The 11528-nt window shown below is 62.4% G+C and carries 8 protein-coding genes; 3 read left to right on the top strand and 5 right to left on the bottom strand.

The window, feature by feature from the left end; all coding sequences use genetic code 11:
- Positions 1-237 precede the first annotated feature (237 nt).
- Together ASF45_RS17915 and ASF45_RS34675 are read right to left on the bottom strand one after the other, a co-directional pair.
- Entirely contained in the window at positions 238-2751 is a 2514-nt protein-coding gene (locus tag ASF45_RS17915; RefSeq protein WP_056665522.1) for a bifunctional diguanylate cyclase/phosphodiesterase, read from the bottom strand.
- Between the two features lie 3 nt (positions 2752-2754).
- Positions 2755-3216: a prepilin-type N-terminal cleavage/methylation domain-containing protein gene (locus ASF45_RS34675; protein ID WP_082551097.1), complete on the bottom strand. Its 462-nt coding sequence runs from the start codon at positions 3214-3216 to the stop codon at positions 2755-2757.
- Between the two features lie 443 nt (positions 3217-3659).
- Here ASF45_RS34675 and ASF45_RS17910 point away from each other — a divergent pair, with 443 nt between their 5' ends.
- From ASF45_RS17910 to ASF45_RS17900, 3 genes are all read left to right on the top strand, one after another.
- Entirely contained in the window at positions 3660-4658 is a 999-nt protein-coding gene (locus ASF45_RS17910) for an SGNH/GDSL hydrolase family protein (RefSeq protein ID WP_082551095.1), read from the top strand.
- Positions 4659-5066: 408 nt separating this feature from the next.
- On the top strand, positions 5067-6350 hold the full coding sequence (locus tag ASF45_RS17905) for a phosphatidylserine/phosphatidylglycerophosphate/cardiolipin synthase family protein (protein ID WP_056665515.1): 1284 nt from the start codon (positions 5067-5069) through the stop codon (positions 6348-6350).
- A gap of 126 nt (positions 6351-6476) precedes the next feature.
- Positions 6477-9167: a PAS domain-containing protein gene (locus tag ASF45_RS17900; protein WP_056665512.1), complete on the top strand. Its 2691-nt coding sequence runs from the start codon at positions 6477-6479 to the stop codon at positions 9165-9167.
- 124 nt (positions 9168-9291) lie between these two features.
- On the opposite strand, the gene ASF45_RS34670 is transcribed toward ASF45_RS17900, so the two are convergent.
- From ASF45_RS34670 to ASF45_RS17885, 3 genes are all read right to left on the bottom strand, one after another.
- Positions 9292-9897, bottom strand: coding sequence for a PEP-CTERM sorting domain-containing protein (locus tag ASF45_RS34670; protein WP_235580954.1), 606 nt, complete (start codon positions 9895-9897; stop codon positions 9292-9294).
- Between the two features lie 197 nt (positions 9898-10094).
- Complete coding sequence (locus tag ASF45_RS17890) at positions 10095-10763, bottom strand: LuxR family transcriptional regulator (protein ID WP_162244025.1); 669 nt, start codon at positions 10761-10763, stop codon at positions 10095-10097.
- A gap of 66 nt (positions 10764-10829) precedes the next feature.
- Positions 10830-11501: an acyl-homoserine-lactone synthase gene (locus ASF45_RS17885; protein ID WP_063887711.1), complete on the bottom strand. Its 672-nt coding sequence runs from the start codon at positions 11499-11501 to the stop codon at positions 10830-10832.
- Positions 11502-11528: the final 27 nt, after the last annotated feature.

Here is an 11528-nt window from a genome sequence, read left to right as displayed (position 1 = left end):
TTGAATTCTTCAGGGTAGGGTTGCTTGTTCGTCATGGCACCTCCTATTGGGCCTCAGGTTTGAGGCTCGAAGGTGTCTACTGAACCCGGGTCGATTCAGGTAGAGACTTGGATTCAGTGCGCGACTCGGCGATCTAGGTAATGTCAGCAAGCAGTCTGTCACGGTCCACGATGTCCACGTGAGGAACAGGCGACGACCGGCAGGAATACGCTCGATAAGCATGGTGAGCAAACCTGCTTATCCTGCGATGCCGTGCAGGGCCAGCATGTCCGAGAAAGCCTCTCTGCTCAGCGGGCGGCTGAAAAGGAAACCCTGGTACTCATCAACGCCCAAGCCGTCCAGCACGTCCACCTGCTGTTGATGTTCCACCCCTTCGGCGACCACATTCTTCCCCATCGACTTGGCGAGTGCGACGATGGCCGTCGCAATGGCTTTGGACGCCGGCTTGGTGTGAACTTCATCCACGAACATCTTGTCGATCTTCAACGTATCGAAGGGGAGTCGGTGTAGGTAGCCGAGTGCCGAAAAGCCGACACCGAAGTCATCAATGGCGATGTGGCAGCCGGCCGTGCGCAGCCTTTGCATTCCCTCGGAAGCCTTCGCGACATCGTTGACCAAGGCCCCTTCGGTCACCTCTAGCTCGATGGCCCCGTCTTGCAATTGCCATTTTTCGAGCAGCCCGGCCGTCCGAGCGAAGAAGTCGTCGGCCAGCAACTGCTTGGGCGACACATTCACGGAGAGCTGGACGATGGGATAGCCGGCGTCCCGCCAGTAGGCGAACTGCTGGCAGGCTTGGGCGAGCACCCAGTCGCCAATGCCGTCGATCAAACCATGTTCTTCGGCCAAAGGAATGAAACGGGCCGGTGACACCATGCCCAGGGAAGGATGGTTCCACCGGAGCAACACCTCAGCCGACAGCCCGGCAGGCTGTTGGCGCTGCAGCCGAGGCTGGAATACGAGTGTCAATTGTCCAAGTGCCAGAGCCGAGCGCATGTCTTCCACCAGCGCCAGACGGGCCGCTGCATCGCTTTCCAGTTCGGGCGTGTAGTGCGCAAGAGCGTCGCCTGCGTTCTTGGCTTGGTACATCGCCAGGTCGGCCTTGCGCAGCAACTCGGCCACCGTATCCGCATCCTCCGGGTAACGCGCCACCCCGAAACTCCCGTGCATGCGCAGCTTCATGTCTCCCAGCGCGAATGGCTCGACGAAAGCCCCCTGCAAGCGCTCCATCGCAGCAGCAGCACCCTCGCGGCGCAACGCAAAGGCAAACTCATCGCCACCCAGACGAGCTGCAAAGGCTTCGGCATTCGATAAGCTACCTGCGAAGCGCTCGCCCACGTCGACCAGCAACTGGTCGCCGGCTGAATGGCCGAAGGCATCGTTGATTTCCTTGAAGCCGTTCAGGTCGAGGTAGACCACGTCGAGGACTGGCCAGTCACCAGAACTGACGGCATGCTCGAGTGAATCGATGAAGCCGAAACGGTTGTGCAGGCCGGTCAGGGTGTCAGTGGCAGCCTGGTGGACCAGGCGTCGTCGATCGGAGTAGGACTGCGCCGCGATGACGAGGCGCTGTGCCAGGTTCTCCAGTTCCGTTCGCAGTTGGCTCGCCTGTTCGGACTGCACGGTCGGCGCGGCAATCCGCACGCCATATCTTTTGCCTTCCAGGTCAATCAGTGGAATGCAGTTGCCGCACACGGCCTCGTGAGCGGGCGATGGCACGCCCGTCAGGTCCGCCTCGTCCATAGACACCCGCAGCGCGAGCGCCTCACCGCGTTCGGCTGCGTAAGCATGCACCAACGCAATCAAGTCAGTCATCGGTGCACGCGACACGATGGCTGCATCCAATCTCTGAAGAGCGCGCTGGTAGCTGAAGCTGGTCTCGAGCGATTGCATCATCGCGTTGAACGAAGCACCGAGTTCGAGCAGCTCGTCTTTCCACCGGGTGGTATCGATGCGCTCGGCCAGCCGCCCCTCCTGGGCCGCGCGGTTGGCGCTCACCAGGGTGGCCAAGGCCTCGGTGACGCGGCGCAGAAAGACGGACGCGCCCGCCGCGGCCATGAGCGTGAACAAGGCCACGAAGCTGATGGACACCAGGCCCACGCTCAGGGGCCCGAACCGCTCTACCTCATCGGTGCCCTGCGCGGTCACCTCCCACGGAAGGCCCTGAAGGTACGGCTCAAAGTTCAAGGTGCGAACTACCGTAGGTCGACTGGACAAGGCAGCCCCGTCCAGGCACCGCTGCGCAAGTTCGTCAGACCGGATGCAAATCCGCAGCAAGGCCGTGTCTGCGTGCATCCAGAGATAGTCGTCTGCGAGCAACGCCACGATGTCGGTCTCACCATCGGCCGACGGCACCCTGAGGACACCATCCAAACCACCGTCTGCGCGCGCCGATAGGGTAAATCGCGACAAACGCCCGGCGACTGCGTTCGCTAGACTAGGCCCGGCGTGCTCGATACGGATCTGCCGGAACATCCGCTCCTGCTGGCCGATCGGAGCGGTCGCGGCGTCTTCCGTCACGATCCCAACTGCTCTTGCTACCTGTTCGGCGGCAAACAGCCGTTCAAGGACGCCTCGCTCGAAGGCCCGACTCGCAGTCGCCACGAGTTTGCTTGCTGCCTGCTCCTGATAGCGCATGGCGATGTGCTGAAAACTCAGTCCTGCCGCGACGAACGCCACAGACGTCAGGAGCAAGATCCCCCAGAACAGCTTTCTGGACAGGCCTGTGGACAGGAACACCCTGGGCAGGTGCATGCTCTAGAAGTCCGCGCCGATTCCAATGAACCGCCCGTTGGCAGCACGGACGATGTCGTCGCGACTTTGTTTCGCCGTCAACGGCCCTACGCTTCTACCATCTGGTCCCATGCTGTAAAGATCGAAATCTGTATTGATGGGAACAAGTGATTTGTCCTTGCGTTTTGCGCCATTCGATGCGCCTTGCATGCGAAGATATTGGTAGGGATTGCCCCAGGGGTCTAGCTTCCGCAGATCTTCCGGCAATTCGGCAGGAAATTCCCGATTATCAAGTTCGATGCCTTTGAGTGCGAGCGCAACCACAGAAATATCCAAGATGGCCGCATTGACCTTCTGCCGCTCCTGATTCCATTTATAGACGGGCACTGCAATGGAGATAAGGACTCCAATCAAACCCAAGACGACCAGAATTTCAACTAGTGTGAAACCCGCGATCCGAGTCGATCGCAGTGAGGAAAGAGACATGAACACGAGGGGCCTCAATGCACATGACAGACGTCACGCATGCACATAGAGGCTCTGTCAAACGAGAGGCGTTGCCCGGAATTTGTTGATTCTTAGGCAGAATCATAGAGCACGACGAACCAGAGCTACGCATTTTGCGCACGGATGATGGGCGCGATCTGTGCGATTTTGTTGCTAACCCTTGTGGCCTTTGTTATCTAAAAACAACAGACTCTCTCTTGGCGTTGGGGGCGCGCCACTAGTTGAAACCTCTCTCGATGGTTAATGAGTCACACAATTTATTAACAGCAATGATTCGTGTTCTTTCTCTTCATTCGAACTGCAGATGCATGATTGGGAGCGTGAAATGTCAGACCTGACCTCTTTCTTTTGTAAGCAAAGATATTTCCAAGGAAGACGGATGACAGGCATTTAAAGTCCACGCCTCGCATACAGGGGAAATCATGAACGTTCGTTTAAGGGCGCTATGGCGCGGGATGGCGCTTGTCATCGGCTTTGGTCTCACCCAGTTTTCGTGGGCCGGCCGTTCCAATTACCAAGAGATGTACGTGTTCGGCGACAGCTTGTCAGACACGGGCAACGCGTTCGTCGCGACCACAGCGCAGCAGATGGTCCCGGCGCTGCCGCCTTCGATTTCGCCCCATGCCACCTACTGGCAGGGGCGGTTCACGAATGGCCCTGTTGCCGCCGAATACCTTTGGGACCTGATGAGCCGCAAGAACGGGTCCGAACTGGCCCCGTCGCTGACCCTGACCGCGCGTGTGTCGAAGGCTGGCGTGAGCTTCGCTTTTGGAGGCTCCACCTCCGGCATCAGTTCGCTGTCACCCCTCGGCTTCACGGTTCCTGGTCTGCTGGGCCAAGTCCAACTGTTCAACACCCTTTTGATGGGCAAGAGGGCGCCTGGCGCCGCCTTGTACGTCGTCTGGAGCGGATCAAATGACTACTTGCAGGGCATGACCAGCACGCCGTCCAACGTGGTTGGCAACGTTGCCGCGTCCGTGCGTCAGCTTTACGCCATGGGAGCGCGATCCTTCCTGGTTCCCAACCTTGCTGACATGGGGATCACGCCCTTCGCTCAGGCACAAGGTGCTAGCGCAGCTTTCACACAACTCAGCCAGGGTCATAACGCACTGTTGAGCGCTACCTTGGCGAGCTTGTCTCAGGAACTTCCCGGTGCGCGCATCGTCAGCTTGGACGTGTTTGCACTTGGCGCGGCATTGGCTGCCGCAGGTCAAGTCTCCACAGACCTTCCTGCGTTGGAATATCTCGCGCCGGGCACGGGCGCTGTGGACTGCCTGTTTCGCAATCCGGCGACCTGCATGAACATCAATTTTTCGGCGTTCCTGCCGCCTTTTCTCTTTTGGGATGTCATGCACCCCACGACCCAGATCCACGGACTCATCGGCAGCGCGATGTTCAACGCGCTTCAGAAGCAGAAATAGTAGGCGCCGTGCCGACGCTGTGAGAACGTCGTTCTGGCCAACGACCGTTGATGAGCGCGGCAGACAGAGCTAGGCCCCGTAGCGGGTGAAAGGCGCCAACTGGCCAGCAAGACGGATCGTCGTACTTCTTCAGGCAAGCGTATGGAGCAAATTCGAATTGCAGGCAAAGCACTAGCTTTGCAAATCGAGGGTCGGCGCTTCGTCTGCGGATGGATGGAAGCTTCGCAGATGAATCGATGGCTCCTCAAAGCCCGCCTCGCTGAAGCCATCGCGGCCTGCGGGCCTGGAAGCCACTGGCTCGAAGCGAGGCCCATGGTCCAAGTCTGGGCGCGGTACGCTGATTGACCTTGACACCCCCTCGAGAGGTGCAACCTTTCGACTGAAAAACAACGATGCTGAGGCTTTTCTATGAAAGTGACGTGGCGTCCAGCCATCTTGATCGCGTTCACCGTGATCCTGACCGTCGCAGCAACTCTGGTTGTCCTCAACTTCACTAGCGGTGAACGGAAGTTGGAGGAGAAGGTTGCTCGGCAGTACGCACTGGACGATCCGCAGTACCAGCGAGCACTCGGTGTCCTTCTTGGGCCTCCGATCCTGCAGGGCAATCGGTTTGCCGCCTTCCACAACGGCGATCAGATCTTCCCGCCCATGCTCGCGGCCATTCGCTCAGCGCGCCAAAGCATCACGTTCGAGACGTACATCTATTGGTCCGGTGAGATCGGCCGAGCGTTCGCGAACGCGCTGGCCGAGCGGGCCAAAGCTGGCGTGCCGGTGCATGTGTTGCTCGATTGGGTGGGCAGCGCGAAGATCGACGAGCGCTTCCTTGAAGAGATGGAAGCTGCAGGCGTGCAGATCCGCAAGTTCCACAAACCGGTCTGGTACGACTTGGCACGGCTGAACAACCGCACCCACCGAAAGCTGCTGATCGTGGACGGGCGCGTCGGCTTTACCGGTGGCGTCGGCATTGCGCCCGAGTGGACAGGCGATGCGCAGGACGCGAAACACTGGCGCGATTCGCACTTCCGCGTGGAAGGCCCTGTCGTTGCCCAAATGCAGGCAGTGTTCATGGACAACTGGATCAAGGCATCAGGCGAGGTGCTGCACGGCCAGATCTACTTTCCAGCCCTCTCCGCAGTGGGAGAAGGCCGCGCGCAAGTCTTTAGCAGTTCACCTTCCGGAGGAAGCGAGAGCATGCACCTGATGTACCTGCTTTCGATTGCCGCGGCGACCCGGACCATCGACTTGTCGAGCGCGTATTTCGTGCCGGACGCGCTGACCATCGCGGCGCTCGTGGAGGCCATTCGGCGCGGAGTGCGCGTGCGGATCATCACGCCAGGTCCCATCATCGACGCGCAGACGGTACGCGCTGCATCGCGGGCGAGTTGGGGTCCTCTCCTGCAGGCGGGAGCCCAGATCAACGAGTACCAACCGACGATGTTCCACTGCAAGGTCTTCCTTGTGGATGGACTGCTGGTTTCTGTCGGCTCCACGAACTTCGACAACCGCTCGTTCAGGCTCAATGACGAGGCCAATCTGAACATCTACGACGCCCAGTTCGCCGCGGAGCAGACACAGCAGTTTGAAACCGATCTCAAAGCCACCAAACCAGTAACTTTCCAGGATTGGCGCGACAGACCTTTGCGCGAGCGAGCCATGGAGAAACTGGCATCGCTGCTTACATCGCAGCTGTGAGGCATCCGGCCCCTCCACAGCTATCCCTCGGAACAGCGGCCTACCTCGACCGCCGCACGGCTGTCGTCAGCGTGCGCCTTGACAACGCCGCCAAGTGCCGGCGCGCCGCAAGATTGGAGCTTGCCAATGGATCAATCGCCCCCTTCGGCCAGTTCTTCGGATCGTCTTGATGCCGCAGTTCGGACAGCAGGTGTAGGCGTCTGGCTGAATCCGCTGCCGCTCGGCGATCTGGTCTGGAACGACAACACCAAGTCCCACTTCCACCTGTCCCAGGACGCGCGCCCGACGGTCGAGCTGTTCTTCGAGCGGCTGCATCCCGACGACCGCGAACGCGTGCGCCATTCGGTGGAGCGCGCAGTGCAGGACCGCCGGCCCTTCGATGAGGTGTACCGAACGGTCGGTCCGCAGGGCCAGCAGAAATGGATCCACGCGGTCGGGCGCGCGGTGTTCTCGGACGCGGGTGTGGCCACGCAGTTCGACGGCATCACACTGGACATCACGTCTGCCATCACCGCGCAGCAGCTGCTGCGCGACTTCGCGGACTCCGCACCGGCCATGCTCTGGGTCACGGAAGCCGACGGGGTGTGCAGCTTCCTATCGCGCGGCTGGAGCCAGTTCACCGGCATGCCCGAAGCCGCCGGCCTTGGCTTTGGCTGGTTGGAGACGGTGCACCCGGAAGACCGTCTCGCGGCCCAGGAAGCATTCGCCAGGGCCACCGAGCAGCAGTGCACCTTCGCACTGGAACACCGCGTGCGCCGTCCCGATGGCAGCTACAGCTGGGTCATGGATGCGGGCCAGCCCCGTCTGGGCCCGGAGGGCGAATTCCTGGGCTTCGCTGGCGCGGTCACCGACATCCACGAACGGCGCGAGGTCGAGTTGGCACTGCGCCGCTCCAGCCAACGCTACAGCCGGCTGCTGGCGTCGATCGACCAGGGTTTCTGTGTCGTCCAGATCCTGCTGGACGCGCAGGGCCGCCCCGCCGACTACCGCTTCATGGAATGCAACGCCGTGTTCGAGCGGCAGACCGGACTGGTCCGGCCGGTCGGGCGCACGGCACGCGAACTGGTGCCCGAACTGGAGGAGTTCTGGTTCCAGACCTACGGCAAGGTGGGCATCACGCGCGAGCCGGTGCGCTTCACGCACGGGTCGACCGCGATGGGGCGCTGGTTCGACGTGCTTGCCTCGCCCATCGGTGAGGCGCACGACCTGCAGGTGGCCATCCTCTTTCAGGACGTCAGCCACCGCATGGAGCAGGAGCGCCTCTTGCGCGAGAGCGAAGAGCGCTACCGTGGTTTCCTGGCCAGCACCAGCGAGGGCATCTGGCGCATGGAGTTCCAGCCGCCGGTGGAGCTGCAGCTGCCGCCCGCGGAGCAGATCGCGGCGCTGTTCGCCAACGGCCGACTGGCTGAATGCAATGCGGTGCTGGCGCGCATGTATGGCCTGGCGGATGCCGACGCTGCGGTGGGTCTTGGCCTGGGCTGGATGCTGGACGCGGTGGACCCCCGGGTACACCGGTACCTGGACAAATTGATCGCGGCCGGCTACCGCGGCGGCGAAGGAGAATGGTCGTCACCGGGAGGCGACGGGCAGCCGCTGTGGTTTGCCTCCAGCTTCCTGGGCGTGGTCGAGGCCGGCCGCCTGGTGCGCGCCTGGGGCACGCGGCGCGACATCACCGCCCGAAAGCGCGCCGAGGCCGCGCTGCTGGAGGCAGACCGGCGCAAGGACGAGTTCCTGGCGACCCTGGCGCACGAGCTGCGCAACCCGCTGGCACCAATCCGCAGCGCGGCAGAGCTGATTCGCCGCGGTGGCCAGGACGAGGCCAGGCTGCTGCGCCATGCCGGCGTCATCGGCCGGCAGGTTACGCATCTGGCGCGCATGATCGACGATCTGATGGACGTGAGCCGCATCACGCGCGGCAAGCTGGAGCTGAGCCTGGCGCCGCTGGTCCTGCAGGACGTTCTGCGCGCGGCCTCCGAGAGCACCCATGCCGTGCTGCAAGCCGATGCGCATGCGCTGACGCTGGACCTGGCCGACACGCCGATGCGCATGCTGGGCGACGAGGTGCGGCTGGTACAGGTGTTCGCCAACCTGCTGACGAACGCAGCGCGCTACTCGGCCCGAGGAAGGCCGATCAAACTGGCGCTGCGTGGCGAGGCCGGACAGGCCGTGGTGCGCGTGCGTGACCAGGGCGTCGGCATCGCCGCCGACCAGCTCCAGCGTGTGTTCGAGCTGTTCTACCAGGGCGGCACGCCGTCCGAGCGCGGGCACGGTGGGCTGGGCATCGGCTTGTCGCTGGTACAGCAGCTGACCGCGCTGCACCACGGCACGGTCCAGGCCACCAGCCCCGGCCTGGGCCAGGGCAGCGAGTTCGTGGTGCGGCTGCCGCTGGCCGGCGCCGGGTTCGCATACGCGCAAGCCAGCGCGGCGGACGACGGACGCCGCTCGGGTCGCCTGTTGATCGTGGACGACCACCGCGACGGCGCCGACACGCTGTCCGACGTACTGGGCAGCATGGGCTACGAGGTGTCCACTGCCTACGACGGCGTGGAGGGCCTCGCGCAAGCCGAGGCCACGCGGCCGGACATCGCGGTGCTGGACCTGGGCATGCCGCGCATGGACGGCTACGGACTGTGCCGCGCACTGCGCGAGCACGACTGGGGCCGGCGCATGACGGTGCTGGCGCTCTCAGGCTGGGGCCAGGCGGCCGATCGCGCGCGTACCCGCGCGGCTGGTTTCGACGTGCACCTGGTCAAGCCGATCGAGCCGCAGGCGCTGGCGGAAGCAATTGAACGCGCACGTGCCGGTAACCAGGGCTGACTGGGCGCTAAGTCAGCTTTGCGATGCAGAGCTGACGGTCGCCTCTTCAAACTGAACGACAGCTCGTGGCCGGAAGAAGCCACATTCAGCTGCCGTCCCGACTTTTGATAGATCGTGATCCAGCTCACACGTGCAGACGATACCTGACGCCCCGCCGAGCGAGAATCCCGAGCAACCCAAGCCCCAACAACGCCAACGACCCCGGCTCCGAAACCTCGGCCACAACACCGTCGTCCGCGAACGTACTAAACACAAAATCGGTCCCTGGAGGCTGCGTGAACCCGTCCAAAGACGTGCCCTCGTAGGCGCCATCGCTGTATCCGTCAGCGGATCCCCAGAACGATGCGGTTGAAGTGATCAGCAGATAGTAGGTGTGGAGAGGGGTGACAGCGACCGGATGCCAGAATGCATCGAAGAAGTATTCGCCCTGGGCTGGCCAAGATGCCGTACCGGATGCCAGTGCGCTGCCCCCGTTCGTGGGGAGTCGGTCGTAGAGGCTGATGATGACCTCGGGGATGCCCGACATGTTGGGGAGTGCCACCCCCGCGCCGCTTACAGTGCTGTGGCTCGGTCGAAAACTTTGGGCATACGTGACTGGCGCGGTCTGGTTGAGATAGTAGATGACCTGAGAACCGACGTGGACAAGCGGAGACAGCTGGTCGACGACGGGCGCTGCAGGCGCAGCACCGCAGACAGACAGGAAGGCGAGCGGAAGAAGTTTTTTGAGCATGGAGGGTTGTTGAGTTGGTAGCCTCATGGAAGATTCGGTTTGATTGAGGACGAGGAGCACGGGCTGAGGTCGACTCGCCCATTGCAAAGCGAGCTGCTCGCCCTGTGAACTACCAACATCGACAGTTGGATCTGGCGCAGTACCGAGTGAGAGCGAGTTGTGGCTGAATGTGGAGATCCGCGCACCACGCGTTCCACTCAGTCGATGGGCCTGTGAAGCAAGCCCAACACAAGCGCCCGATACGCAGCCGACGTCGTGTTCTCGGCACCTAGCTTTCGTGCCGCGTTCGTGGCGTGGAAGCGAACGGTCGTCAGCTTGATGCCCAGCAGCGTGGCCACGTCCTCGGCGATCTTCCCGTCCGCGAACCAACGCAGCACTTCAATCTCGCGCGGGGACAGCTGATCCGGCAGCTCGGCGATCGTACGAGCGCGGACGTGGCCCAGCCATCGTTGGTGCGCCTTCGTGGCCAGCATTCGGAACATGAAGCGCTTGCGCTGTGCTTCCTCTACGCCGATCGGATGCGAGCGCGAAAGCGTGAGGATTCCGTCCACGCCCAAACTGTCTCGGACCCCTTGCGACCAGCGATGGCGGCGGCCCATCCTGCCGTCGTTCGCTGGCCCCTCCAAAGCATCAAGTGATGGCATGGCTTCGGCGTTCCAGGCAATCGGTTCGTGGTGGGTTTTGCACCAGTCCACGATGGCGCGAGCTTGGCCAAGGTCGCGGTTCATGATCACGGATTTCCACCGTTCGTCAGCATTGGTCAGCAAGTGGGCGGTGGGCTGGTTCGCAGACAAAGGGAGCCATGTCACAAGGCCATAGATCTCGAACTCCAGTTCAGCCGTGGCGGCTTCCAGACGCGCGCGCAAGGTGTCGTCGTCGCAGTGAGAAGAGGGCGTCCAGAAGAGCGGCAATGGCGTTGTGGATTGAAGAGGTTAGCAGCCCACGCCATGAAGGGGGCGCTGCGCGTGCGAGAGCGGTTGTGAGGGAAACGTCGGCGGAGATGACGCGCGAATGATTGGCGGGACGTCGATCCACAGCGCCTCGAGCCTCGCACCGTCCACGACCGTGCTACGGCCGGCTCGCTCTGCGGCGAACCCCGATGTCTTAAGCAAGCGAAGCATGCCAACCGGCGAGACGGTGATCAGCCGATGGACCTGGTTGGCCTCGGCGATGGCCAGCACCTGGCGCATCAGCTGCACGGCGATGGGCGATGCGATCTGCGAGCGCGGCGCGGCGCCGACGTCATCGGCTGCGGCGAAGCGCGACAGTTCCCAGATGCCGCGGTCGCGAGGGATGCTGGACACGAGCTGGGGGAACACGTCCGCGAGAAGGTAGGGACGGTGGGTCGGCAGCAGACGAGCCACGCCGACGAGGCGATCCGTCTGCGGGGCGATGGCCGCGACGTGCCACGTATCGAGGCGATCGAACTGGTCTCGCTCGATGCCTCCGTGGCTTTCAAGCTGCCAACCGAGCCCGTCAACGAACACGCGATGTCGGTACCGGCCAATGCGATCCAGATCGGAGCGCAACAAACGTTCGGCGGTACCGTGCAGAAACGTTAGCCGTGTCACCAAGTGCCTTATCAATGCAACCAAAGGCAACATTGCAATTCCGTGCCGGATCCGAGAAAA

This window comes from Pseudorhodoferax sp. Leaf265 (assembly GCF_001422365.1).
In the GTDB taxonomy this organism is placed as follows: Bacteria; Pseudomonadota; Gammaproteobacteria; order Burkholderiales; family Burkholderiaceae_C; genus Pseudorhodoferax.
This window is presented reverse-complemented; position numbering and strand designations above follow the sequence as displayed.

What these genes read in the sequence shown, in the direction of transcription:
- ASF45_RS17905 (WP_056665515.1), top strand. Translation starts at nt 5,067, where the DNA reads ATGAAAGTGACGTGGCGTCCAGCCATCTTGATCGCGTTCACCGTGATC.
- ASF45_RS17910 (WP_082551095.1), top strand. Translation starts at nt 3,660, where the DNA reads ATGAACGTTCGTTTAAGGGCGCTATGGCGCGGGATGGCGCTTGTCATC.
- ASF45_RS17900 (WP_056665512.1), top strand. Translation starts at nt 6,477, where the DNA reads ATGGATCAATCGCCCCCTTCGGCCAGTTCTTCGGATCGTCTTGATGCC.
- ASF45_RS17885 (WP_063887711.1), bottom strand. Translation starts at nt 11,501, where the DNA reads ATGTTGCCTTTGGTTGCATTGATAAGGCACTTGGTGACACGGCTAACG.
- ASF45_RS34675 (WP_082551097.1), bottom strand. Translation starts at nt 3,216, where the DNA reads ATGTCTCTTTCCTCACTGCGATCGACTCGGATCGCGGGTTTCACACTA.
- ASF45_RS17915 (WP_056665522.1), bottom strand. Translation starts at nt 2,751, where the DNA reads ATGCACCTGCCCAGGGTGTTCCTGTCCACAGGCCTGTCCAGAAAGCTG.
- ASF45_RS34670 (WP_235580954.1), bottom strand. Translation starts at nt 9,897, where the DNA reads ATGCTCAAAAAACTTCTTCCGCTCGCCTTCCTGTCTGTCTGCGGTGCT.